Source organism: Afifella marina DSM 2698 (assembly GCF_900102695.1).
In the GTDB taxonomy this organism is placed as follows: domain Bacteria; phylum Pseudomonadota; class Alphaproteobacteria; order Rhizobiales; family Afifellaceae; genus Afifella; species Afifella marina.
In genome coordinates this window covers 162155-185256 of the sequence record NZ_FMVW01000003.1, presented here as the reverse complement: position 1 = coordinate 185256, position 23102 = coordinate 162155, and the positions used below count along the sequence as shown (strand labels likewise).

23 protein-coding genes are annotated in these 23102 nt (G+C 62.8%); 15 read left to right on the top strand and 8 right to left on the bottom strand.

The features are described 5' to 3' along the window. Positions 1 to 216 precede the first annotated feature (216 nt). The 4 genes from BLP76_RS08800 to BLP76_RS08785 all read left to right on the top strand — a co-directional run bounded on the left by BLP76_RS08800 (position 217) and on the right by BLP76_RS08785 (position 5244). Complete coding sequence (locus BLP76_RS08800; protein WP_200170499.1) at positions 217 to 840, top strand: cupin domain-containing protein; 624 nt, start codon at positions 217 to 219, stop codon at positions 838 to 840. Between the two features lie 300 nt (positions 841 to 1140). Beyond that, complete coding sequence (locus BLP76_RS08795; RefSeq protein ID WP_092812093.1) at positions 1141 to 3633, top strand: plasma-membrane proton-efflux P-type ATPase; 2493 nt, start codon at positions 1141 to 1143, stop codon at positions 3631 to 3633. A 251-nt stretch (positions 3634 to 3884) separates the two neighbouring features. After that, complete coding sequence (locus tag BLP76_RS08790; RefSeq protein ID WP_092811712.1) at positions 3885 to 4634, top strand: L,D-transpeptidase; 750 nt, start codon at positions 3885 to 3887, stop codon at positions 4632 to 4634. 1 nt (position 4635) lies between these two features. After that, positions 4636 to 5244: a DsbA family protein gene (locus BLP76_RS08785; protein WP_092811710.1), complete on the top strand. Its 609-nt coding sequence runs from the start codon at positions 4636 to 4638 to the stop codon at positions 5242 to 5244. A gap of 45 nt (positions 5245 to 5289) precedes the next feature. Here BLP76_RS08785 and BLP76_RS08780 read toward each other — a convergent pair whose 3' ends face one another. Then, positions 5290 to 5751 carry a GFA family protein gene (locus BLP76_RS08780; protein ID WP_092811708.1) on the bottom strand — a complete coding sequence of 154 codons (462 nt, stop codon included), beginning with the start codon at positions 5749 to 5751 and terminating at the stop codon, positions 5290 to 5292. A 383-nt stretch (positions 5752 to 6134) separates the two neighbouring features. Between BLP76_RS08780 and BLP76_RS08775 the strand changes: the two genes are divergently transcribed. From BLP76_RS08775 to rpoN, 5 genes are all read left to right on the top strand, one after another. Next, entirely contained in the window at positions 6135 to 6749 is a 615-nt protein-coding gene (locus BLP76_RS08775; protein WP_092811706.1) for a ribonuclease D, read from the top strand. Between the two features lie 75 nt (positions 6750 to 6824). Continuing rightward, complete coding sequence (gene lptC / locus BLP76_RS08770) at positions 6825 to 7514, top strand: LPS export ABC transporter periplasmic protein LptC (RefSeq protein WP_092811704.1); 690 nt, start codon at positions 6825 to 6827, stop codon at positions 7512 to 7514. An 11-nt stretch (positions 7515 to 7525) separates the two neighbouring features. After that, positions 7526 to 8137, top strand: coding sequence for an LptA/OstA family protein (locus tag BLP76_RS08765; RefSeq protein ID WP_092811702.1), 612 nt, complete (start codon positions 7526 to 7528; stop codon positions 8135 to 8137). A 163-nt stretch (positions 8138 to 8300) separates the two neighbouring features. After that, on the top strand, positions 8301 to 9065 hold the full coding sequence (gene lptB, locus BLP76_RS08760; protein ID WP_092812091.1) for an LPS export ABC transporter ATP-binding protein: 765 nt from the start codon (positions 8301 to 8303) through the stop codon (positions 9063 to 9065). A gap of 127 nt (positions 9066 to 9192) precedes the next feature. Beyond that, a complete protein-coding gene (gene rpoN / locus BLP76_RS08755) occupies positions 9193 to 10689 on the top strand; it encodes an RNA polymerase factor sigma-54 (RefSeq protein ID WP_338081674.1) in 1497 nt (498 codons plus the stop codon). Between the two features lie 65 nt (positions 10690 to 10754). On the opposite strand, the gene BLP76_RS08750 is transcribed toward rpoN, so the two are convergent. Continuing rightward, a complete protein-coding gene (locus BLP76_RS08750) occupies positions 10755 to 11597 on the bottom strand; it encodes a C40 family peptidase (RefSeq protein WP_111328818.1) in 843 nt (280 codons plus the stop codon). A gap of 116 nt (positions 11598 to 11713) precedes the next feature. On the opposite strand from BLP76_RS08750, the gene mbfA reads away from it, so the two are divergent. After that, complete coding sequence (gene mbfA / locus BLP76_RS08745) at positions 11714 to 12691, top strand: iron exporter MbfA (protein WP_092811698.1); 978 nt, start codon at positions 11714 to 11716, stop codon at positions 12689 to 12691. 106 nt (positions 12692 to 12797) lie between these two features. Continuing rightward, on the top strand, positions 12798 to 13667 hold the full coding sequence (locus BLP76_RS08740) for an aldo/keto reductase family oxidoreductase (RefSeq protein ID WP_092811696.1): 870 nt from the start codon (positions 12798 to 12800) through the stop codon (positions 13665 to 13667). A 481-nt stretch (positions 13668 to 14148) separates the two neighbouring features. On the opposite strand, the gene BLP76_RS08735 is transcribed toward BLP76_RS08740, so the two are convergent. The 3 genes from BLP76_RS08735 to dapB are packed head-to-tail and all read right to left on the bottom strand — an operon-like array spanning position 14149 to position 16206. Then, positions 14149 to 14748 (bottom strand): hemerythrin domain-containing protein, encoded by a 600-nt coding sequence (locus BLP76_RS08735; RefSeq protein WP_244514514.1) that lies wholly within the window; start codon positions 14746 to 14748, stop codon positions 14149 to 14151. Beyond that, on the bottom strand, positions 14745 to 15377 hold the full coding sequence (locus BLP76_RS08730; protein WP_092811694.1) for a 2,3-bisphosphoglycerate-dependent phosphoglycerate mutase: 633 nt from the start codon (positions 15375 to 15377) through the stop codon (positions 14745 to 14747). The genes BLP76_RS08735 and BLP76_RS08730 overlap by 4 nt, the downstream gene beginning before the upstream one ends. Positions 15378 to 15405: 28 nt before the next feature. Further along, a complete protein-coding gene (dapB, locus tag BLP76_RS08725; protein WP_092812086.1) occupies positions 15406 to 16206 on the bottom strand; it encodes a 4-hydroxy-tetrahydrodipicolinate reductase in 801 nt (266 codons plus the stop codon). Positions 16207 to 16576: 370 nt separating this feature from the next. On the opposite strand from dapB, the gene BLP76_RS08720 reads away from it, so the two are divergent. Together BLP76_RS08720 and BLP76_RS08715 are read left to right on the top strand one after the other, a co-directional pair. After that, positions 16577 to 17896: an ActS/PrrB/RegB family redox-sensitive histidine kinase gene (locus tag BLP76_RS08720; protein WP_092811692.1), complete on the top strand. Its 1320-nt coding sequence runs from the start codon at positions 16577 to 16579 to the stop codon at positions 17894 to 17896. A gap of 87 nt (positions 17897 to 17983) precedes the next feature. Further along, positions 17984 to 18541: an ActR/PrrA/RegA family redox response regulator transcription factor gene (locus BLP76_RS08715; RefSeq protein WP_092811690.1), complete on the top strand. Its 558-nt coding sequence runs from the start codon at positions 17984 to 17986 to the stop codon at positions 18539 to 18541. A gap of 64 nt (positions 18542 to 18605) precedes the next feature. On the opposite strand, the gene BLP76_RS08710 is transcribed toward BLP76_RS08715, so the two are convergent. Then, entirely contained in the window at positions 18606 to 19106 is a 501-nt protein-coding gene (locus BLP76_RS08710; RefSeq protein WP_092811688.1) for an MmcB family DNA repair protein, read from the bottom strand. 93 nt (positions 19107 to 19199) lie between these two features. Further along, complete coding sequence (locus BLP76_RS08705) at positions 19200 to 20603, bottom strand: deoxyribodipyrimidine photo-lyase (RefSeq protein ID WP_092811686.1); 1404 nt, start codon at positions 20601 to 20603, stop codon at positions 19200 to 19202. Positions 20604 to 20749: 146 nt separating this feature from the next. Here BLP76_RS08705 and BLP76_RS08700 point away from each other — a divergent pair, with 146 nt between their 5' ends. Both BLP76_RS08700 and BLP76_RS08695 read left to right on the top strand, forming a co-directional pair. After that, the gene (locus BLP76_RS08700; protein ID WP_244514524.1) at positions 20750 to 20902 is read left to right on the top strand and encodes a YqaE/Pmp3 family membrane protein; all 153 of its coding nucleotides are present in this window, start codon (positions 20750 to 20752) and stop codon (positions 20900 to 20902) included. 162 nt (positions 20903 to 21064) lie between these two features. Then, positions 21065 to 21751, top strand: a complete 687-nt coding sequence (locus BLP76_RS08695) for an OmpW/AlkL family protein (RefSeq protein ID WP_092811682.1) — start codon at positions 21065 to 21067, stop codon at positions 21749 to 21751. 96 nt (positions 21752 to 21847) lie between these two features. Here the strand turns inward: BLP76_RS08695 and BLP76_RS08690 are convergent, their stop codons facing one another. Next, positions 21848 to 23098, bottom strand: a complete 1251-nt coding sequence (locus BLP76_RS08690; RefSeq protein ID WP_092811680.1) for a glycosyltransferase family 87 protein — start codon at positions 23096 to 23098, stop codon at positions 21848 to 21850. Positions 23099 to 23102: the final 4 nt, after the last annotated feature.

The window sequence follows — 23102 nt, the reverse complement described above, 5'->3', positions numbered from 1 at the left end:
GGAGCTTGGTGATCCGGCGCGTCAGGAAAACGCGCGTAGGTTCATTATCATGAAATCCGATAAACGCGCAAACCCGCGAATTGAACGATTTTGTGGCAGCGTCCCGCGCCTTCTTTGTCTCCAAGGAGTTGGAATGGCGAACACCGCCGCTGAACAGTTTCCCAGACAGCAGAAATCCCATATTGTGTTCATGGTGATGAAAAAGAGAGCGCACGGATGATGGGTTCGAACCCGCGCGAAGCTTTGGCCGTCCACGAACTCGACAACGAGCCGGGTGAAGAGGACCGTTCGCTCGGTTCGGCGGTCCGCGAAGCACGCCGCGGCCGCGGTCTTTCGCTGAAGCAGGTCGCCGACGGCGCCGGCATCTCGGTCGGTCTCTTGAGTCAGATCGAGCGGGGCATTTCTTCGCCTTCCGTGCGGGCACTGAGGGCGATCTGCAATGTGCTCGACATGCCGGTCTTCACGCTCTTTGGCGACATGGAGGCGAAGTCCGAACTCGAAGCCCGGCGCATTGTTCGTGCGGCCGAACGCCGGCAGGTGGATTTCGGTGCCAAGGGCATGATCAAATCCTTCCTGACGACGAACGAAGAAGGCACGCTTCAGATGATGGAGATCGTCCTCGAGCCTGGCGGCGGCTCGGGCGAGGAAGCCTACAGCCATGATGGCGAAGAGACGGGTGTCGTGCTCGAAGGCCGCCTGGAGCTCTTTGTCGACGGCAGTGTTTACCGTTTGAAGGAAGGCGATTCCTTCGCCTTCGAAAGCCGACTGCCGCACCGCTTCCGCAACCTTGCAGAGGTGAGGACCCGCATTCTCTGGGTCACCACGCCGCCGGTCTGGTGAGAGGGCAAAGCCTGGCCGCCAGTCGCGTGGCCCGTTGATTCCGCTCCATGTGGGAGGAGACGGGCATCCGCGCCCCAATCTTTCGCGAACTTAATCTTGTCTCCACAAGATCGCCTTTTCTGAGGCGTTGGTGACGCTGCGGCAGCATAAGCCGCACCGCCGGCGAACGCCGAATTTACCTGCGGCGGCCCGGTGCAGTGAGACGTTAAGGAGGATCCTTCATCACAGGAGATGACGCGGATACGGCGGGGGCGCGCAGCGCTGTTTCCCCTGGTCGTGATCTGGCGGAGGATCGAAGACATGAACGATAAAACGGCCGCGAAGCCCCCTCAAAAACAGCCCCCTCAAGAACTGCCGGAGGGTGCGACACCGGCAGAAGCGCCCCTGCCGGAGACCGATCTCGAAACCGGCCTGACGAGCGAGACGGCCCAGGAGCGACTGGCGACGTTCGGCGAAAACGCCATCAGCGAAGAGAAGACGAGCCCTCTCCAGCGGCTCATGCGCTATTTCTGGGCGCCGATCCCGTGGATGATCGAGGCGGCGGCGATCCTCTCCGCAGCACTCGGTGACTGGGCCGGTTTCGCCATCATCGTCACCATGCTTCTCGTCAATGCGGCCGTCGATTTCTGGCAGGAAAGGAAGGCCGGCAACGCCATCGAGCTTTTGAAGGAGAGCCTGGCGCTCACCGCCCGCGTCTTGCGCGACGGCACCTGGCAGACGCTGCCGGCGAAAGATCTGGTGCCGGGCGATGTCGTGCTTTTGCGCATCGGCAATGTCACGCCCGCCGACATCCGGCTCGTCGCCGGCGATTATCTGAGCGCCGACGAGGCGGCGCTGACGGGTGAATCCATGCCGGTCGATAAGGCTGTCGGCGACGCCGCCTATTCCGGTTCTGTCGTCAAGCTCGGCGAGATGACGGGCGTTGTGACGGCGACGGGCATGAACACTTATTTCGGCAAGACGGCGCAGCTCGTCGCCTCTGCCGAGACGCGCTCGCATTTCCAGCGCGCGGTGCTTTCTATCGGCAATTTCCTGATCCTGACGACGCTCGTCCTCGTCGCGGTGATCGTGCTCGTGGCCGTCTTCCGCGGTACGCCCTTCTGGGAGACCGTGCAATTTTCGCTCATTCTGACGGTGGCGGCGATCCCGGTCGCTCTGCCGACGGTCCTGTCGGTGACGATGGCGGTCGGCGCGGAAAAGCTCGCCCGGATGAAGGCGATCGTCTCTCGCCTCGTGGCGATTGAGGAACTGGCCGGCGTCGATGTCCTTTGCGTCGACAAGACCGGCACCTTGACAATGAACGCGCTGACTGTCGCCGACATCCTCCCCGAACAGGGGGTGGAGGCGTCCGATGTCGTCCTTGCCGCGCAGCTTGCAAGCAACGCCAATGATCCCGATCCGATCGACAAGGCGGTGCTCGCCGCCGAAGGCGCAGCCGCCGGTGCCGGCTACGTGATCGGCGATTTCACGCCCTTCGACCCGGTGTCGAAACGCACGATGGTGGAGGCGACGTTGGGCGATCGCAAAATCGCCTTCTCCAAGGGCGCTCCCCAGGTCATTCTCGATCTCGCCACGCCGCCGGCGGAGATCCGTGCGCGCATCGAGGCAGAGGTCGACCGCCTGGCCGAGGAAGGTTACCGCGCCCTCGGCGTGGCCCGCCGCGAGGGCGATGTCTGGCAGTTCATCGGCCTCGTCTCGATTTTCGATCCGCCGCGTGAGGATGCGGCCGCGACCATTGCCGAAACCGGCCGGATGGGCCTCGCCGTCAAGATGATCACCGGCGACCATGAGGCGATCGCGCGCCAGATCGCGGCCAAGCTCGGTCTTCGTCGCAACATCCGCTCCGCCGACACCGTCTTCGCCGATGGCAGCGACGGCGAGGTCAGCGAGCGCATCGAACAGGCCGACGGCGTTGCCCGCGTCCTGCCCGAGCACAAATTCAAGATCGTGCGCGCCTTGCAGGACCGCGGCCACATCGTGGCGATGACGGGCGACGGCGTGAACGATGCCCCGGCCTTGAAACAGGCCGATGCCGGCATCGCGGTCAGCGGGGCGACGGATGCCGCCCGTGCCGCCGCCGATGTCGTGCTGACGAGTTCAGGTCTTGGCGTCATCTCCTCGGCGATCGAAGAGGCGCGGCGGATCTTCGAACGGATGACGAGCTACGCCACCTTCCGCATCGCCGAGACGATCCGGGTTCTGGTGTTCATGAGCCTGTCGATCCTGATCTTCGACTTCTATCCGGTGACGGCCGTCATGATCGTGCTTCTGGCGGTCCTGAACGACTTCCCGATCATGATGATTGCCTACGACAACGCCAATGTCGCCGAAAAGCCTGTGCGCTGGAATATGCCGCGGGTACTCACCATCGCGAGCTGCCTCGGCCTCCTAGGCGTGGCGGAGACCTTTCTGCTCTTCTGGTACGTCGACACGGTCATGCATTTGCCGCGCGAGGTCATCCAGACGGTGATTTTCCTCAAGCTTCTCGTCGCTGGCCACCTGACCCTCTACGTTACGCGTAACCAGCGCTGGTTCTGGTCAAGGCCTTTCCCGAGCCTCAAGCTGTTCCTGACGACGGAGGCGACGCAGATTCTTGGCACGCTTGTGGCCGTCTACGGCATCTTCGTGACGCCGATCGGCTGGACCTATGCGCTTGGCGTCTGGGCTTATGCGCTTGCCTGGCTTCCGATCGAGAGCGCGATTGCGATTGCCCTGCGTCGCGCCCTCGACATGAAGGCTGCACATCAGGCGAGCCATCTGGCGCGGACGGAGGGTCGTCTCGCCGGGCGCTGAACGGCTTGCCATGTGTTGCACGCGCGCCGCGTTCGTTCTCACTTGCAGTGATAAGAACGTGATCTCTCTCGACAAATGATGGTTCGGTCACATCTTCGCCTTGAAGCGATGGCCATCCGCGCGGGGCCGCAGTCGGGAGCTTTGTCCGCACTGCGAGGGCGCGGCCCGCCGGCCATCACGGCCTTGCTCCCATTCATGGGCGGGGTTGGGTCGGCTGAACGCGCAAGAAGGAGAAAGAATTGCCGAACTGGATGTTTGAGAAAAGCCGCGGGGTGGCCCTGCGGCTTCCGGCCGTCGCTGCGCTTGTCTTGGCGCTCGCCGCCTGCACGACGACACGTCCTGCACCACCTGAGGGGCCGCGCATCGATCAAAGCTATGTGCGCATGTATGGCCCGGTGCAAGATGATGGCTGGAACGTCTCTGCAATCGATGTGTCGAAAGTCGATCCCCGCTATCTGCGTCAGATGGTCGATTACAATTCGCCTTATCCGGCCGGCACCATCGTCGTCGATCCTTACGAACGCTTTCTCTATCTCGTGATGGAGAACGGCAAGGCCATGCGCTATGGCATCGGCGTCGCCCGTTCGGGAATGGAATTTGCCGGCAAGGCGGAAGTTGCGCGCAAGGCGGCATGGCCGCGGTGGACGCCGACACAGGCGATGATCAAACGCGAGCCGGATCGATATGGCAAGGTTGCCGACGGGCTCGACGGTGGCGTTTCCAATCCGCTCGGGGCCCGCGCGCTTTATCTTTATAAGAACGGCCGGGACACGCTCTACCGCATTCATGGCACGAACGAGCCCTGGTCGATCGGCAAGGCGGTTTCGTCAGGCTGTATCCGATTGTTCAACCAGGATATCATCGATCTCGCCAGCCGCGTCCCCCCAGGGTCGCGCGTCGTGGTATTGAATCGTTCGCAATCCGGTCAGGGAACGGTGCCGAATGGCCCGATGGCTGCGGGACCTCTGACCGGCGCCGCGGCGTCGGGAGGGCTGAGCTGACATGCTGGATCGCCGCCGTTTCATGATGCTGGCCGCAGGCGCGGCCGGCTTTGCTCTGTTGCCGGGCTTCGCGCGGGGGCAGACGGGACTGACCGTCGAGGAGGTCCTCTCCGATCCGACCGCCCCCGTGCGCGGCAACCCCGACGGTGACGTGACGCTGGTCGAATACTTTGACTACCAATGTCCGGCCTGCAAGGGCAGCCATGCGGAGGTGATGCGCGCGGTCGAAACAGACGGCAAGGTGCGCCTCGTCATGAAAGACTGGCCGATCTTCGGCGAGGCCTCCGTCTATGCGTCGCATCTCGTCCTCGCCGCCGTACCGACCGGCGGCTACGCCCATGCTCAGGAAGCGCTTTTGAACACGAAAGGGGCGCTCAGCCGGCAGGCGGTCGAGACGACGTTGGAGAAAGCTGAGCTCGACGTGGAAACGCTTCGCAACGCCTACCGTGAGCGCAAGGGCGAGATCGACGCGCTCATCATGCGCAATTCGCATCAGGCGGAAGCTTTTGGCTTTCCCGGCACCCCGGCCTTCGTCGCCGAGACCACACTTTATCCCGGCGTGATGGACGAAAAGGCGCTGCTGGAGGCGTTTGCCAAGGCCCGCGGCTGAGGCGTTTTCAAGCGATCGCTTTCCGCCATCGGCGGAGAGAGATGCTCAGCGCCTGCCATATTCTTCGATCAGCGCAGGAAACTCCTCGGGTGCGGGGAAATGGGCGAAGCTGTGCTTTGCCGGCGTTGTGACCCAGTCGAGCTTTTCGGCCGTGCAGGTTTCGATAAAGGGTTCCAGACCGGTTGTGTCGTCAAGCATCGTGCTGCGAACATTGACGATTTCGCCCATCACTTCGGGAAAGCGCGTGAAGACCCAGCTCATGCAGTGACCGCAGAACGAATGGACGATCCCCTGCATTTCCTGCGCGCCGCCGATGACGGGCTCGCCGGAGAGAATTCGGAATCCAGCTGCAGGCACCGCCACGCTCAGGGAAAAAGCGCTCGCACTCATCCGCTGGCATCCCTTGCAATGGCACGCCGTCGTGACGAGCGGGGGCGAGGTGATTTCGAAGCGCAGCCTGCCGCAGCGACACGAGCCTTGGCGTGTTTTCCATTCGGTCGAAGTCATGGGCGTGGCCTTTCATGGGCTGTTGAGAGGGGCGGAGGGCAACAGCAAGGATTGGCTGCGTGCAAGAGAGGGGCTGCGGCTCTGACCCCTTCGTCCTGCAATCGGCCGCCTCGCTGATTGCGGATCGTTTGCAACGACGATGGCAGGAACCACGCTGAAAAGCATCACGGCGGAGAGAAGATCCGCTGGAATAAGAGAGAAGATCTGCCGGGATCAGGTTGCCGGCACAATGGCAATGGTGAACGGGGCAAGGAGAGTGAGGCCACGCGAGCGGGCTCTTTGGGCGTCCGTTCCGGGCGCCGGCCCCGCGGGCGAGGCGGCCGTCACCCATTGTCGGAGGGCGCAGATCATGTCAGGAGCTTTGCCAACGAAGAGGCTAAGACATGACCATCCGCTTTCACGAAGGCGATCTGCCGGATCTTTCCAATTACGGCGAGTTCGTCGCGATCGACACCGAGACGATGGGGCTCCGGCCCGGCCGCGACCGGCTCTGTGTCGTGCAGCTTTCTCCGGGCGACGGCACCGCTGATGTGGTGCGGATCGCGCAGGGTCAGGACGCGGCACCCAATCTGACGGCGCTGATGGCCGATCAGGAGCGCACGAAGATCTTTCATTACGCCCGCTTCGACGTGGCGGCTTTGCGCTATGCGTTCGGCGTGATCACGACGCCGATCTGGTGTACGAAGATCGCCTCCAAACTCGTGCGCACCTACACCGACCGCCACGGTCTCAAGGATCTGGCGCGCGAGCTCCTCGGTCTCGAATTGTCGAAGCAGCAGCAGAGCTCCGATTGGGGCGCCGACACTTTGAGTGAAGCGCAGCTCCAATATGCGGCCGCCGACGTTCTCCATCTCCACGCCATGCGCGAGGTTCTCGTGGAAAGGCTGACCCGCGAGCATCGCCTTGAGCTCGCCGAAGCCTGCTTCCGTTTCGTGCCCGTGCGCGCCGAGCTCGATTTGCTCGGTTGGGAGGATTCGGATATCTTCGCGCATGCCTAAAGGTTGGCGTCCGCCCAAAAATCACCATGTTGGACGGCATGAAGTGTGGCGACCCCGACACCAGAAGGTGAGTTGATGGCAGCTGCGACAGCAACCGCGACGGCGCAGCCGCAGATTTTCGGGCGTGCCCGGCTTTCTGCGCGCGACAAGGCTTTCCGCAAGGCGAAGCGTCATTCGGCCTTCGTGCGGTTTCTGCGCGTCCTTCTGCCGGTGGGCGGTGTTGCAGGCATCGCAGTCCTTGCGCTCATCGGGCAATTCTCGAGCGATGAACAGTTCGACCTGTCGATCGCCAAGACGACGATCGCCAAGAACGCCATCATCATGGACAATCCGAAGCTCACGGGCTTCGATCGCTACGATCGCGAATTCCGTCTGGAAGCCGATCGTGCCATCCAGAAGTTCACCTCGCCCGACGCCGTGACGCTGGAGAACATCACCGCGCACATCAACTCGCCAGGCCGCGGGCCGGTGGCGATCGACGCCGTCACGGCCGATTTCGACAATGCCAAGGGCGATCTCCAGATGGGCGGCAACATCGTCGTCGATTCCGCCGACGGTTACGGTCTGACGCTGACTGGCGCACAGATCGATACGAAGAGCGGCACGCTCAAATCCGACAACCCCGTTTCGATCACCTATCAAGATAGCGAAACGACCGGGAATTCGATCGACGCCACCGACGGCGGTCAACGCATCATTATCCAGGGCAATGTGCGCACGCGCATCATGCCGCCGAAACGTGGCCAAGGGGCGGCCGTCAATTGAGGTCTTTGCTGATGTCTTTGCGGCTTACGGCGCTTCTCGCCGCGCTTTGCGTTCTGCCCTTCGTTTCGATGGCGCCGGCGCAGGATTTCGGGGAAACCTTCTCGGGTTTCTCCTCAAGCTCCAACGATCCGATCATGGTGGAAGCCGATCGTCTGGAGGTGCGCGACAACGACAAGGTTGCGATCTACAGCGGCAATGTGAAAGTCCGCCAGGCCGAAACCGTGCTGGAGACGGCCAAACTGACAGTTCATTACTCCGGCAACCCCAGCGAAAGCCTCAATGGCGGCGGGGGCAACGGAGGCAGCACGGGGGAGAGTGGCGGAAACAGCGGCAAGGCCTCCTCGAACGCCTCCGCAACGCCGGGCTCTTCCATCACCCGTATCGAGGCGGAAGGCGGCGTCCTCGTCACCTCCGAAAACCGCACCGCGACGGGCGACCGGGCGGACTTCGAAATGGCGACCGACATGGTCACCCTCTACGGCAATGTCGTCCTGACGGAGGACGACAACGTGCTGCGCGGAGAAAAGCTCGTCGTCAATTTGAAGACCAAGCAGGCGCAGATGCAGGGCGGGCGCGTGCAGACAATCCTCGCGCCGGGTTCGTCCGGTCAAAGCGGACAGTAACGGAGCAATGCTGATGCGCCGCGCCGCGAAAGGCGCCCCCGCCGAAACCGAGGCTGAGGGGGGCTCGCGACGAGGTCTCTTTGGCCTGTCGCGTGATTCCTCCCGCCCCGCCGACGGGGCCGCCTCGACCGCAGAAGCCTCCGATTTCGACAAGGACACCGGCATGGCCGGCGAAGAATCCGGAGGCTCCGAAGCCCTTGATCGCAACGGCTGGCTCGTTGCGAGCGGCCTCAGGCGATCGTTCAAGGGGCGCACGGTCGTGAAGGACGTGTCTCTCGCCGTGCGTCAGGGAGAAGCCGTCGGGCTCCTCGGGCCAAACGGTGCCGGCAAGACCACGGTCTTCTATATGATCACCGGCCTGATCCGTGCCGAAGGCGGCCGCATCGAACTCGAGGGCTACGACGTGACGCGTCTGCCGATGTACCGGCGTGCGCGGCTGGGCATCGGCTATCTGCCGCAGGAAGCGTCGATCTTCCGTGGGCTCAGCGTGGAGGACAACATCCTCGCCATCCTCGAAGTGGTGGAGCCCAACCGCAAGAAGCGGCGGGAGGAACTCGATTCGCTTCTCGAAGAATTCCATATCGGGCATCTGCGCAAATCGCCCGCGATTGCGCTCTCCGGCGGCGAACGCCGGCGCTGCGAGATTGCGCGGGCGCTGGCGAGCCGCCCTGCCTTCATGCTGCTGGATGAGCCCTTCGCCGGCATCGACCCGATCGCCGTCGGCGACATTCAGTCACTGGTGCGCCATCTGACCTCGCGCGGCATCGGCGTCCTCATCACCGACCACAATGTCAGGGAGACGCTGGGGCTCATCGACCGCGCCTATATCATCCATTCCGGCGAGGTTTTGACGGAAGGAAGCCCCGAAGCGATCGTCGCCAATCCAGAGGTGCGACGCGTTTACCTGGGCGAGCACTTCCGGCTTTGACACGCTCCAAAAGCCGGTTAAGCTTTCCCTGCAAGGAACGGGCCAGCTGCCTCCTCTGAAGGTCATTTGAAGGTCATCGGCAGGGTGTTGGCGTCTGGCCCCAAGGCGTGGGGCGTCAACGATGAACATGTCGGCGAGACTTCAGCTCAGGCAGTCGCAGTCACTGGTCATCACGCCGCAGCTCATGCAGGCGATCCGGCTCCTGCAGATGTCGGCGCCGGAGCTCGAAGACTTCATCGACCGTGAGATTGAAGAAAACCCGCTGCTTTCGCGCGACGAGAGCGGTGAGGGGAGCGCCGATGCGGGGGAGCGCGCATCTGAGGCAGCCGAGGAGACCCGAGAGGCGTCCGCCGCGGAAAGTGCGGGCGGAGAGCTCACGGCAGAGACGGCGGCTGCGTCCGTCAGCGACACCGACGTCGCCCGCGAAGATCTCTACCCAGATGATGACCGCAGTCTTTCCGGTTCGAGCGATTTTGCCCGCGCCGGCAGCCGCGACACGTCCGAATTCCCCGACGAAGACAGCTACGCGGCGTCCACGCCCACGCTTCTCGCGGTTCTCGAGCAGCAGATCGATGCGGCCTTTTCCGACGCCACGGAGCGCATGATCGCGCTCACACTTCTGGGCGAAATCGACGAGGCCGGGTATCTGCGCGCCGAGCCGGAGATTCTCGCGGCGAACCTCGAAGTGGCCGTGGAAGATGTGCTGCGCGTCCTTTCTCGCTGCCAGGGTTTCGAGCCGGCCGGCGTCTTCGCCCGTTCGCTCAAGGAATGCCTGAAGATCCAGTTGGCCGAATTCGATCGTTGCGACCCGGCCATGGCAGCCCTCATCGACAATCTGGAGCTTCTCGCCTCGGGCAATCGAGCCGCTTTGTGCAACGCCTGCGGCGTCGGTATGGAAGACATGATCGAGATGATCGCCGAGGTGAGGGCGCTCGATCCGAAACCGGGCCTGCGCTATCTGAGCGATCCCGTGGCGCTGCTGGTGCCGGACATCGTCGTCAGGCCGGGGCCGGAAGGCGCCTGGCTGATCGATCTCAACGATGCGGTTCTGCCGCGGCTTCTCATCGATCGGCGCTACCATACGGAAGTTAAAGGTCGCCGCCGTGACCAGGCGACCGACAAGTTTCTCTCCGAATGCCTGCAGAAGGCGACCTGGCTCGAGAAGAGCCTCGATCAGCGCGCCCGCACGCTGCTCGCCGTATCGGCCGAAATCGTACGCTGGCAGGATCGTTTCCTGCATGACGGCGCCGCCTATCTGAAGCCTTTGACGCTGCGCATGGTGGCCGACGAGATCGGCATGCACGAATCGACGGTGAGCCGCGCCGTGGCCAATAAGGCGATGGCGACGCCGCGCGGCATCTTTCCGCTCAAGGCCTTCTTCTCCGTCGCGCTTGCTGCGACGGATGGCGGCGATTCCCATTCCGCCGAGGCGGTGCGCCAGCGCATTCGCGTCCTCGTCGCAGGCGAGGGCGAGCGCGTCCTCTCCGATGACCAGATCGTGGCGATCCTGAAGGACGAGGGCATCGTCATCGCCCGCCGCACGGTTGCCAAATACCGCGAAGCGATGGGCATTCCCTCATCCGTCAATCGCCGCCGCATGCAGCGCCAGAAGCTTGCATCCTGAAAGGGCTGATATGGCCGCGTGAGAAGGCGGCAGTTTATCAAAGCGGCTGTCATCTATGACAGGGCCTAACCGTGCGCGGCGGCCTCTTCGACGGCTTTTTCGGTTGCCCGCACCACCTCTTCTTCCTTGGGCGGCGGATCGCCCTCTCCCCAGACGAGCTTTTTGTATTTGAAGCCTCTTTCGAGCGTCGGCTTGACGATGGCGAAATAGGGGGAGAGGTCGAAGTCGCGCGGTGCGAACAGCGAATGATGGCGGATGAAATAGATCTCGCGCCGCCTTGCGCCCATGCCCCAGCGGCGCCTCTCTTCCGTGCGGATGATGGGCAGGATCGGGTAATGCACGCGCTGATAGGCCTCTGCGATCAGCGAGGAACAGATTGCGCGCGTCGGATCGCCCGATCCGAAGGCGATCGCCCGGCGCCGCCATCTCGCCGGCAGCGGCAGGGGGAAGAAATAGCGCAACAGGTCGAAGATGTTCTTCATGTCGTAGGAAAGGCCGATCTTCGAAATCATGAAGCGCGTCACCTCCTCGCGATCGGCGGATGAGAGCCCGACCGGTCGGCAGATACGGATGTTGTAGGTGTCGTAGCGCGACAAGGGCAGAGAGATGCAGCCCTCGCCGACATCGACCTCGATGAGGCAGTGCGGTTCGCCGTCCTCTTCCGTTTTGCCGGGGATATCGCCGACATAAAGCGCGGAATGCGACCAGGTCGACGTGGTCAGGTATTTGATGACCTGGGAAATATACTCCCGCCCCTCGACGAGGATGATGTCCCCGGGTTTCAAGACTTTGCGCAGCGCCGCCGCGTCGAAGGGTGCGAAGGGTTCGTAGTCGCGCGTTTCGGTGCGCAGCCAGCCTGCGAGGACGTGCCCCGTGCGCTCCAGAAAGGTGTCAGCTTGCTGCGTCATGCTCTGCCAAGAAGAAGTATCCGGACGGGCTTGGTCAAGGGGCTCTTGAACTTGCGGCGACTGGCGCTCTTGCGCATGCGACGATTGCGCGCCATGGAGCGGATGAAAGGATCCCCATGCTGATCAACATGCAGCGCCGCCTTCGCTTCTCCGAGCTGGGAGAGAAGGAGATACTGGCCCTCGCTATCTCCGCGGAGGAGGAGGACAGCCAGATCTACAGCACGTATGCGGAGCGTCTGAAAGACGAATTTCCGCAGACGGCGGCGATGTTTGCTGCGATGGGCAAGGAAGAGGACGGCCACCGGCGCCTGCTCATCGATCATTTCCGGGCCGCGTTCGGCGATACGATCCCGCTCATCCGCCGCGAGCATGTGGCGGGCTTCATGCGAAGGCGCCCGGTGTGGCTCGTCGCCAATTTGAGCCTCGACCGGATCCGCAGCGAAGCTGCGGCGATGGAAGAGGAAGCGCGCAATTTCTATCAGAAGGCGGCTGCGCGCACGGCCCATGCGGAGACGCGCAAGCTCCTGGGCGATCTTGCCGTCGCTGAAGGCCACCACATCGCCACCGCAGAACGGCTCGAGGCGGAATATCTGCCGGCAGAGGCGCGTTCGGAAGAAGATCGGGCCGCGCATCGCCGTTTTCTCCTGACCTATGTGCAGCCGGGCCTTGCCGGGCTGATGGATGGCTCGGTTTCCACGCTTGCGCCGATCTTTGCCGCCGCCTTTGCCACGCACGACACCTCGCAGACCTTTCTCGTCGGCCTTGCCGCTGCGATCGGCGCCGGCATCTCCATGGGCTTCACCGAGGCGGCGAGCGACGATGGCGCGCTGACCGGCCGGGGATCGCCGTTGAAGCGGGGCATTTCGTCAGGCGTGATGACGGCGATTGGCGGGCTCGGTCATGCGCTTCCCTACCTCATCCCGCATTTCTGGACGGCGACGACGCTCGCTTTTGCGATCGTGATCGCGGAATTGTGGGCGATCGCCTGGATCCAGCAGCGCTGGATGGACACGCCCTTCTGGCGGGCTGCCATGCAGGTGATCTTGGGCGGCTCTCTCGTCTTTGCCGCGGGTGTTTTGATCGGCAACGCCTGAGCCAAGCCGGTCCGGCGAACGGCTGAGATCTGCACTTTCCGCACTGCACTTTGTCGCCCACGGCGCTATGTCTCGGGCCAAGCGCTTGCGGAGAGGAATTCGTTTCATGCCCAATATCGACAAGGCCGGCACGTTTAAGCTCGGCAGCCATACGGTCAAACGTCTGGGTTACGGCGCTATGCAGCTTGCAGGCCCTGGCGTTTTCGGCCCGCCGAAGGATCGTGATGCTGCGGTCGCGGTGCTGCGCCGGGCGGTGGAGGCGGGCGTCGACCACATCGACACCAGCGATTTTTACGGACCGCATGTCACCAACGAGATCATCCGCGAGGCGCTGCACCCTTACCCGGACGATCTCGTCATCGTCACGAAGATCGGTGCGCGCCGTGATGACAAGGGCAATTGGCTGCCCGCCTTTGCGCCCGAGGAGTTGCGGCAGGCCGTCCACGACAACCTGAAAAATCTCGGGCTGGAACGGCTTGAGGTCGTCAATCTCCGGCTGATGTTCGCAGAGGGGCCGGCTGAAGGATCGGTGGAGCCGGCCCTCACGGTTCTCGCAAAGATGCAGGAAGAGGGGCTCGTCCATCACATCGGGCTCAGCAACGCCACCCCGACGCAGGTCGCGGAGGCACGCAAAATCGCCGAGATCGTCTGTGTGCAAAACCTCTACAATCTCGCCCATCGCACAGATGACGAGCTGATCGACGAACTGGCGAAAGAGGGCATTCCCTATGTGCCGTTCTTCCCGCTCGGCGGTTTCACGCCGCTGCAATCCTCGTCCTTAAACGCGGTTGCCGAACGCCTCGGCGCAACGCCTATGCAGGTGGCGCTCGCCTGGCTCTTGCAGCGTTCGCCCAATATCCTGCTCATTCCGGGCACCTCCTCGCTGCAGCATCTTGAGGAGAATCTGGCCGCAGCCGAGCTCGGTCTGCCGCAGGGTGTGCTCCAGGAGCTGGAGGACATCGGCAACGGGGCCTGAATGCGTGCCGCATAGCCACGACCGCCGGCAGTATTCGCCGCCAGTATCCGCCGCCCGGACGGCGCCTGGCGGCGTTGCTACCTGTTGCCGCGGCACAACAGTTTAATCGAATTGGTAAGAATTCATCGGGCGCAAGCCCCAGGTCATCTTCTGTTCAGATATTCGGCGCTATCGCTTGAGCCATATCGAAAGGCTCCGCCCGCGCTTGAGGTCCGGTCGGACGGGAGAGTTAAGACCATGCTGCTGTTCAGAAAATGGGTTCGCCGCCTGGGTGACAGCACCCGCGCTTTCTTTTCTACCGCCTACCGGCCCGAAAAGCACTACATGCGCGGCGCCGGCCCCGCATGTGCGGCCCGCAACCAGCCCCGGAGCCTCTCTTTTTAGTTCGGTCACTCGTCAAGCGCATCCGCAACTGAGTGGCCGGATCAAAAAGCGCGGGAACGGTCGTGGCGTCTCGCGATCGCCTGAAGACCCGGCGGGTCTACTTCACGCCGAGCTTTTCTTCCGTCCGATCGAGGATGAGCGGCACGATGATGTCCTCCTCGTCGGCCAGATGGCGGTGAAGGCCGGTTAGAAAGCCGGTCAGTTCGCCGCTCATCGTTTCGGCGCTGCGCATCTGCGCATCCCGGTCTTGGCTAAGACTTTCAACGAGCGCATTGCCCGCTTCGCCCATCCGCACGAGATCGCCGTGGATGATCTCGTGGTCGTTTTCCAGGATTTCGAAGCCGCGGGTAAGGCTCGCCTCCGCTGCCATGAAGGCGGGGAAGTAGGCGTGGTCTTCGATCTGGTGATGCCCGTTCAGCTGGTGCAGAAAGAAACGCATGCGCGGGGCGAAGAAGCCGCGGAACTCGGCCGGATCGATGCGTCCCTCCCGGAGATCCTCCGCCGATTTGGCGAGGATGGCACAAAGCTCTCGGAACATGTCGTGACGGGCGAGCCAGAATTTCGCGAGCTCGCCCAAATTCTCGTGCTCCGGCCAGACCTCCCGCGGATATTTCCGCAGGAGGGCGAGGAGGTCATCCGGCAGATGCGCCCGCGAACCGAGCCTAAGCGCAGGATCGATCGGCGGTGCATCGCTCACTGCAAGATGACCTTTTCGGCGACGGTGGTGTCGGCGTTGAGCCGGTAGACGAGCGGCACGCCGGTTGCGAGTTCAAGCTTGGTGACGGCGTCGGGCGTCAGCCGGTCGAGCACCATGATGAGCGCCCGCAGCGAATTCCCGTGGGCCGACACCAGAACCCGCTTGCCGTTCATCACGTCGGGCAAGATGTGCGTCATGTAGTAAGGCCACACGCGGGCGCCGGTATCCTTCAGGCTCTCCCCTCCCGGAGGGGCCGTATCGTAGGAGCGGCGCCAGATATGCACCTGCTCCTCGCCCCATTTCTGGCGCGCATCGTCCTTGTTCAGGCCGGAAAGATCGCCGTAATCGCGCTCGTTGAGGGCGAGATCCTGCTGGCGCGGCAGAGAACCCTCGCCGGTGAGCGGCACGCCGAGCTCTTCCAGGATGAGATCGAGTGTCTTCTGGGCCCGTGTCAGGGCGCTCGTATAGGTGAGGTCGAAGCCGAGACCTGCCTCCTTGAGAAGCCGGCCGCCCTTGCGGGCTTCTTCGATCCCCTTCTCCGTGAGGCCAGGGTCTTTCCAGCCGGTGAAGAGGTTCTTGAGATTCCATTCCGACTGTCCGTGGCGGACGAGAACGAGAAGGCGATCCATATTGTCTCCCTCAATTAGGCAAATGGTTTCAGTGCAGCCCGAGAACGTCGGCCATGTCGTAAAGGCCGGGCTTTTTGTCGAATGCCCACAAGGCGGCACGAAGCGCCCCGCGGGTGAAGATGAGGCGGGTCTCGGCGCGATGGCCGATTTCGATGCGTTCGCCCTCGCCGGCGAGCACCACAATATGATCGCCGACGACTGAACCGCCCCTGAGGCTTGCAAAGCCGATGGCGCCTTCAGGTCGCTCTCCGGTCTCCCCGTCGCGCCCGCGCACGGCGACCGTGTCGAGATCGACGTCGCGCCCCTCCGCCGCTGCCTCGCCGAGGAGGAGCGCCGTGCCGGAGGGCGCATCGACCTTGTGGCGGTGGTGCATTTCCACGATCTCGATATCGAATTCCGGCCCGAGGGCCGCTGCAGCCCGGCGTACGAGACCGGCCACGAGATTGACCCCGAGGCTCATATTGCCGGATTTGACGATGCGGCAATGACGCGAGGCGGCGCGGAATGTCTGTTCGTCCTCCGGCTGAAAGCCCGTCGAGCCGACGACATGGACGATGCGTGCCTGGGCTGCGAGCTCGCTCAAGGCGAGGCTGGCGGAGCGCCCGGTGAAGTCGATCAGCACGTCAGACTGCGCGAGGACGGAAAGCGGATCGTCGGAAATGGCGATACCCGTTTCCTTGATGCCGGCGACGAGCCCCGCGTCCTGGCCGATCGCTTCGGAGCCTTCCCGCTCCAGCGCGCCCACGAGGCGCAAATCGTCATGCGCTGCAACGGCGGCGATGAGAGCGCGTCCCATGCGCCCGCTGGCACCCGCCACGACGGTTCTCAGCTGTGTCACTGGCCTCTCCCGTTCTGTCGCGCCGCCTATAGCATGCCTGCGGCGCAAGGCCATCCTCGCCGGCTTTGCCAAAACTCAAAGCCGTCCTGGTCGCGACGGACCGCGTGAGAGAACGGCCTGCGTCAGAAAACGGTCCGTGAGAAAATCGCTCGCACCGCTCAAATAAGCAGAAAACCGAGATAGATATTTTCGCGCCAACGAAGTCTTTGCGCGGCAGTAACGCTTTGTGGTGCGGCAACGCTGCTGGAGAGCGCGAAATTGGCGAAATTTAGCCTGCTGCATATTCCAATCGTGTGCAGTTTCGCTAAGAGGACGCATGCCTTTCAGCGACCCATCGAGCAAACTGACCCGCGAAGTTGGAATGGAGCGGGCTTTTTCGAGCCGACGCCTCAGGTTGAGCACCCTGACGCGCCTGCGATGGCTGGCCATCGCCGGGCAAACGGCCGCCGTGGTGCTGATCGGCTTCGTCCTCGGATTCCCGGTCCCCTTCGGAGCCTGCTTCGCGCTGATCGCGTTGTCGGCCTGGGTCAATATCGGTCTCAGACTGACGTTTCCGGCAACACGGCGCCTGCATCCGAACTGGGCGACGGTGCTTCTCACCTATGACATCGTACAGCTTGCCGGGCTCTTGTACTTGACGGGAGGGATGGAAAACCCCTTCGCCTTTTTGATCATTTTCCCGGCGCTCGTCTCGGCGACGACGATGCCGCCGGACAAGACCTTGTTCTTGGGGGGTCTGGCTTTCATCAGCGCAAGCTATCTCGTGTTTTTCCACGAGCCGCTTCCCTGGTCCGGCCCGCCCCTGAACCTGCCGCTGCTCTACGTCGGCGGCATGTGGGCGGCGGTCGTCTGCTCGCTCGTCTTTATGGGCTTCTTCGCCTTCCGCGTCGCCGAGGAGGCGCGCCAGCTTGCTGATGCGCTCGCCGCCACCGAGCTCGTCATGCAGCGCGAGCAGCATCTGTCGGCGCTCGATGGACTTGCGGCCGCGGCCGCCCACGAACTCGGCACACCGCTTGGGACGATCACGCTCGTGGTCAAGGAGATGCTGAGTGAGGTCGATGCCGAAGATCCCTCTTCGGAAGATCTGAAGCTCCTCGCCTCTCAGACCGCGCGCTGTCGCGAGATCCTCTCCAAGCTCACCTCGCTCTCCTCCGAGCCGGAGGAGCATCTTGGCCGTCTCGCTCTGCCGCGCCTTCTCGAAGAGGCGACGGCACCGCATCGCGATTTTGGCATCAAGCTGATGGTGGAGAGCGATGGGAAGGGTCCGGAGCCCATCTTTCATCGCAACCCTGGTATTCTCTATGGCCTTGGCAACATTCTGGAAAACGCTCTCGATTTTGCCAAGAGCGAGGTTCGCGTCTCCGCGAGCTGGGACGATCGCTTCGTTCTCATCGCCATTTCCGACGACGGTCCGGGCTTCGCGCCGGAGATGATCGAGCGGCTCGGCGAGCCCTATGTCTCGACCCGCTTCAAGACGAGCCCCACGGAACGTGACAATTCCGGGGGTGGACTGGGCCTCGGCTTCTTTATTGCCAAGACGCTCCTGGAGCGGAGCGGTGCCAGACTGTCGCTTAAAAATCGGCCGGCCCCGGAGACGGGCGCGATTGTCACCATCGGGTGGCGCCGCCAGTCGCCGGCATTGGCGAGCGATGACGGGTCAGATTTACACTATGAGGTGTAACATCAATTTGACGATCGGGTTTGCAAACCCTGTGCTGAGGCATTAGCACAGATAGTGGAGCAACGAGTTAAATCAGGCGTTTCTGTGATGAACAGTGAAACCGTTTCGGAACTCGGCCTTGCCGATTCCTCCTTGCTGATCGTGGATGACGACCGCGCCTTCTTGCAGCGTCTTGCGCGTGCCATGGAAAAGCGTGGCTTTGATATCGTGACCGCCGATTGCGTGCGTGACGCCAAGCAGCAGGTGGCGAGCAAGCCGCCAGCTTTCGCGGTGGTCGATATGCGTCTGGAAGATGGCAACGGCCTCGATGTGATCGAGCTCTTGCGTGAGAAGCGGCCGGACGCCCGCGCCGTGATCTTGACCGGCTACGGCAATATCGCGACCGCGGTGACGGCGGTGAAGATGGGGGCGATCGACTATCTGTCGAAGCCGGCCGATGCCGACGACATCTTTGCCTCGCTCGTCCGCAATCCGGAAGATCGGGCGGATCCGCCGGAAAACCCGATGTCGGCCGATCGCGTCCGCTGGGAGCATATCCAACGCGTCTACGAGCTCTGCGACCGCAATGTCTCGGAGACGGCACGCCGCCTCAACATGCACCGCCGCACTCTGCAGCGCATTCTGGCAAAGCGCGCCCCGCGCTGAGCCGTTCGTCCCCGGCCGAAACTCCGGCCCTCGTGGGACGCATGTGACCTGGATGAACGCGCGATCACGCGCGCGTGAAATCCGGATCCTCCAGATCGTGCAGGCGGTTGGCGCCTGCACGTGCAATCCTCACCAGCATTTCCTTGCGCCGGGCGCCGGCGAGCCGCGTCTCGTCGCTGTCGCGTAGGATTTCTGCGCCGAAGGCATCGGCGAGGATGAGGCCGGCTTCCTGCGGGAAAACGTCGAGAGGCACGTCCGCGGACGTCGCGAAATAAAACCGGTCGCAATAGCCAAAGTAGTCACGCCATTTGTGGTCGGCCATGAAGTCGGCGAGCGATGACTTGATCTCCACGATGACGATCTCGCCCTTGCCGCCGAGCGCCACGAGATCGGCGCGGCGTCCGCTCGAAAGCGAGACTTCCGGCAAAAGCGCATAACCTTCGGCGCGAAGCCTGCGGCAGGTGCCGCGGCGGATGGCAAGCGCCGCGGCCGATTGACGACCGTCGATGAGGGCGGGCTGGCTGTCGGTCTCGACGAGAACGGTGCGGATGGCGATGCGCGGCATGAGGCAAAGATAGCAAGCGCCACCGCGTCTGCAAACAAAAGATGAACATGAGCCCCGGCCATGGCGCACGACGGGCGGAGAGACAGCCGGGACTCAGGGCGCGTTCTTCACATACCCATCGACATCGAATTTGCGCCGGAGCCCGCTTTGCGTCATCGGGCGCACGGTTCCGTAGACGGCGTTTTCCTGGAAAGGCCGGTCGTGGAGGCCGAATGCCCAGAGATTGTTGGCGAAGGAGTTCGGATCGCCACCGTCGAGAAAATACCGGTTGTTCAGGGCGATGATGGTTTCAAGCGCATATTGCGGGCTGGAGGCCCAGCGCAGGATCTGCTTTGCCCAGTACATTCTGAGATGGTTGTGGAGATAGCCCGTCGCCTTCATCTCACGCATCGCGGCATTGAAGGCCGCGTCTGAGGTGTCGCCCGCCTCGATCTCCGCAGCCGTATAGCCCGGATCGCGTGTGTCGTCGGAATGGCGTTCAAGTGTCGCGCGCGCCCAGGCGGGGAGGGCCTCGTAGCGATCGTAATCGTCGCGGTAATGGCACCAATTGGCCGCGAGTTCCCGGCGTATGATGAGCTCTTCCAGAAATCCGGCGGCCTCCGCCTTCGCGGCCCGTGCCTTGAGCGCGATCTCGATGGGCGAGATCTGGCCAAAGCGCAGATAGGGAGAGAGATGCGAGACACGGCATTTCGTGGGATCGCTGCGTTCGCCATCATAGCGGGGAAGATCGTTGGCGAGAAAACTTGCAAGGCGCCGCTTTGCCTCGCTGTGACCGCCCCTGATCCAGTCGACCGGCTCAGGCCCGCGCTCATCGCAGACTGCGGCGAGCTCTTCCCAATCGTGAGGGGCAAGGCCCGCCGGAAGCGCAATGCCGGAAAAGCTTTTTTGCGGCCGTTCATCTGTCTGATCGACGAGAAAACGCTCAAGCTGCCGATTGATCTTCGGGCGGATGGTGCGTGCGGCATACTCGGCCTTGTCGGACGCCGCACCGACCGGCACGACGAGATCGGTTTCGACGGCAATCGCCTGACAAGGGGCGTTGTCGCCGAGCCAGGCGCGGCGCTGGCGGTGATGGCGGAGATGGCCGACATCGGTGATGGCAATGACCGTACGCCCGAGAAGCCCGCAAAAGGCCTTGTCGTCTGCCTCCGCCAGAACGACAAACCCGGCCCCCATGTGGGAAAGCTCGTCCGCGAGTTCCTGAATGCCTTCGGCCATGAACTTCGCCTGGCGGCGGGTGATCGACGGTTCCTCACCCCCGAGGCGCATGACGACAAGGAGCGGGCATTCGTGCCGGTTCGCCTGCCTGGCGGCGAAAGAGAGCGCGTGGTTGAGGCGCACGCGCTGCGCCCGGTCCATCCAATAGAGAACGAACTGACCCTCCTGTGGGGTCTTGCCGTTCAGAGGAATGAGGCGGGGATCGTCATCGGTCATGGAATTCGCAGGCTGCTCTTCGTTCGTCAGGATGATGACGAGCTTAGCGCGCTTTCGTTGCAATCCCCGCACGATCTTGCGGCCCGGATACGGAACACTTCACCGTGTCAAGAGTTGAGGCGGCAGCGAACAAGGAGAATTCCATGTCTTACGAAGCCGACCGCCACCACGGTCATCCCGTCGATCGCTCGACAGCAACGAGCGGCGACATCGTCCGCATTCTTCTGGCGATCATCCTGCCGCCGCTCGGCGTGTTTCTTCAGGTTGGTCTCGGCCTGCAGTTCTGGCTGAATATTATTCTGACGCTCTTCGGTTACGTGCCAGGTATCATTCACGCTGTGTGGATCATCCTGCGCCGCTAAAGACGCGCATTTCGTCGGCTGCCCGGCATCTGCGGCTGTGTTGGAATTGCAACAATTCTAACCTGTTGCGGCCGAGAGCCTCGGTTTTTGACCTGTGTCAAATGGACGAGGCTGTCTACCCCGCATATCAGGGCCCTGTTATTTTGAACGCAGGGGACGAGAATGCGCGGGACAAAGATTCTAGGACGGGCGGCACTGGCGGCCGCGTTCCTTTCCATCGCGGGTGTGGCGGGGGCTGCTGATCTGCCGGGCCAAACCTACGAGCCGATGGCCGCCCCGGCGCCTGTCGCCTGGAGCCCCTGGCAGATTCGTTTGCGCGCATTGGCCGTCGTCCCCCATGATTCGGGCTCGGTTGACCAGATCCCGGGGTCGGACCTCTCCTATTCGAATTCGGTCACGCCTGAACTCGACATCACCTACTTCTTCACGCCGAATATCGCGGCCGAACTCATTCTCGGCACGACCTATGCTGAAGTTGAAGGCGACGGACCGATCAGTGGTCTCGACGCTGGCGACACCTGGATCCTGCCGCCGACCCTGACGTTGCAGTATCACTTCACCAATTTCGGCGCCTTCAAGCCTTATGTCGGCGCTGGCGTGAACTACACCTTCTTCTACGGCACCGAGAACGAGGATCTCGCCGCTTTCGATATCGACAACAGCTTCGGCCTCGCGCTGCAGGTCGGTGCCGACTACATGTTCAACGAACATTGGGGCCTGAACCTCGATGTGAAGAAGCTCTTCCTCTCGGCCGATTGGGACGGCAGCCTGGCGGACGGCACCTATGTGAGCGGCGACGCCGATCTCGATCCCTGGCTTATCGGCGCTGGTATCACCTACAAGTTCTGATCGCCATTGCACTGAACAATTTGAGCGGCCCCGCTTGCGGGGCCGCTTTTCTTTTGCCTCAAAGCACCCTTGCTCTTGCGACCATGCGCTTCGATTTCAGGGCCGCGCGTTCTCAAATCGGTCAAAGCCTGGGGACGTTTCGCGTCCAACGCTCCAAATGAGGAAAACCGCGAGTGCTAGAAAAGCGACCGGCGCGACGTTGACGTGCCACAAAGTGGTGGCCGCGCCGTTGATGAAGGAGATCGAGGCGACCCCCACCAGGAGGGCCGAGACGGCGATCCCTGGCCGAGCGCGTCGGCCGTGGCCGAAATAGAGCCAGAGCGCCACGAAGGTCGGAGCTGCGAGGTCGTAGTAAAGCACGTAGGGCAGCGTCAGATAGGTGGCCGTCACCAGCATTGCTGCTTTGGTGTCGCGCCGGGCGCTCGACAATGTCACGTAGACGAGGGAGCCGACCGCAAAGAGCGCACTCATCCCTTGCAGGCCGGCGGCCGCCGCGAAACTGAGGCCGAAATACCGCGCAGCACCGTAGACGGTCATCTGCACGCTCAGGAAGGCGTCGCGTTCGCTCAGCAGGATCGCGCCCGTCGGATCCTGCAGCCCAAAGAGGAAGGCTCTCCACGGTTCGATTCCGAAGGCGAGGATCGAGGCGCCGATGAGTGCCGTCGCTGTAACGCTGGCCACCGCGATGACGAGGAAGCGGCGCTCCAAGAGAAGCACGAGCGGGATGAGAACGCCGAACTGCGGTTTGACGGTCAGGAGGCCGAGGAGAATTCCGGCGAGGATTGGCCTTTCGTCCCAGAGATAGATGGCGGCGACAAAAAGCGCTCCCACGATGAAGCAGGTCTGGCCGATGAGGATTCCGAGCGCCGTGACGGGCGCGATCAAAAGCCAGAGGGCGACGCTCCTGTCGCCCCAGACACGGGCCGCCACGAAGAGGAACGCTGCGAGGCTGCCGCCCATGAAGAGGCCATAGGCGACGAGGTAGGGAAAGAGGCCGAGCGGCGCGAGAAGGAAGAGAAAATGCGGCGGATAGAGCCAGCGAACACCGAAATCCGAGCCATAAAGGTCGATGATGTAACGCGAGAACTGGCTTGGATCGAAAAGACCCGAGAGATGGCCTTCGAGAAGCATGCGCGAGGCGATCCAGAAGACGATGAAGTCCCCGCCGCCTGGATGTGTTGTGGAATAGACCTCGCCCGTACGGGTAATCCACCCCGTCAGCATGCCGCGCGGAAAACCGAGAAGGGTCACGAGGAACGCAAAAGCGAGCCAGAAACGCCGATCGTTGAGGAGCGTGAAGCCGGATGCCCACGCTCGTCGCGGCTCAGCTGGTGTCGCGGCCTTCATCCCT

Excerpts from the sequence above, each read along its gene's own strand:
- BLP76_RS08800 (WP_200170499.1), top strand. The coding sequence starts at position 217 with ATGATGGGTTCGAACCCGCGCGAAGCTTTGGCCGTCCACGAACTCGAC.
- BLP76_RS08795 (WP_092812093.1), top strand. The coding sequence starts at position 1,141 with ATGAACGATAAAACGGCCGCGAAGCCCCCTCAAAAACAGCCCCCTCAA.
- BLP76_RS08790 (WP_092811712.1), top strand. The coding sequence starts at position 3,885 with ATGTTTGAGAAAAGCCGCGGGGTGGCCCTGCGGCTTCCGGCCGTCGCT.
- BLP76_RS08785 (WP_092811710.1), top strand. The coding sequence starts at position 4,636 with ATGCTGGATCGCCGCCGTTTCATGATGCTGGCCGCAGGCGCGGCCGGC.
- BLP76_RS08780 (WP_092811708.1), bottom strand. The coding sequence starts at position 5,751 with ATGACTTCGACCGAATGGAAAACACGCCAAGGCTCGTGTCGCTGCGGC.
- BLP76_RS08775 (WP_092811706.1), top strand. The coding sequence starts at position 6,135 with ATGACCATCCGCTTTCACGAAGGCGATCTGCCGGATCTTTCCAATTAC.
- lptC (WP_092811704.1), top strand. The coding sequence starts at position 6,825 with ATGGCAGCTGCGACAGCAACCGCGACGGCGCAGCCGCAGATTTTCGGG.
- BLP76_RS08765 (WP_092811702.1), top strand. The coding sequence starts at position 7,526 with ATGTCTTTGCGGCTTACGGCGCTTCTCGCCGCGCTTTGCGTTCTGCCC.
- lptB (WP_092812091.1), top strand. The coding sequence starts at position 8,301 with ATGGCCGGCGAAGAATCCGGAGGCTCCGAAGCCCTTGATCGCAACGGC.
- rpoN (WP_338081674.1), top strand. The coding sequence starts at position 9,193 with ATGTCGGCGAGACTTCAGCTCAGGCAGTCGCAGTCACTGGTCATCACG.
- BLP76_RS08750 (WP_111328818.1), bottom strand. The coding sequence starts at position 11,597 with ATGACGCAGCAAGCTGACACCTTTCTGGAGCGCACGGGGCACGTCCTC.
- mbfA (WP_092811698.1), top strand. The coding sequence starts at position 11,714 with ATGCTGATCAACATGCAGCGCCGCCTTCGCTTCTCCGAGCTGGGAGAG.
- BLP76_RS08740 (WP_092811696.1), top strand. The coding sequence starts at position 12,798 with ATGCCCAATATCGACAAGGCCGGCACGTTTAAGCTCGGCAGCCATACG.
- BLP76_RS08730 (WP_092811694.1), bottom strand. The coding sequence starts at position 15,377 with ATGGATCGCCTTCTCGTTCTCGTCCGCCACGGACAGTCGGAATGGAAT.
- BLP76_RS08720 (WP_092811692.1), top strand. The coding sequence starts at position 16,577 with ATGGAGCGGGCTTTTTCGAGCCGACGCCTCAGGTTGAGCACCCTGACG.
- BLP76_RS08715 (WP_092811690.1), top strand. The coding sequence starts at position 17,984 with ATGAACAGTGAAACCGTTTCGGAACTCGGCCTTGCCGATTCCTCCTTG.
- BLP76_RS08710 (WP_092811688.1), bottom strand. The coding sequence starts at position 19,106 with ATGCCGCGCATCGCCATCCGCACCGTTCTCGTCGAGACCGACAGCCAG.
- BLP76_RS08695 (WP_092811682.1), top strand. The coding sequence starts at position 21,065 with ATGCGCGGGACAAAGATTCTAGGACGGGCGGCACTGGCGGCCGCGTTC.
- BLP76_RS08690 (WP_092811680.1), bottom strand. The coding sequence starts at position 23,098 with ATGAAGGCCGCGACACCAGCTGAGCCGCGACGAGCGTGGGCATCCGGC.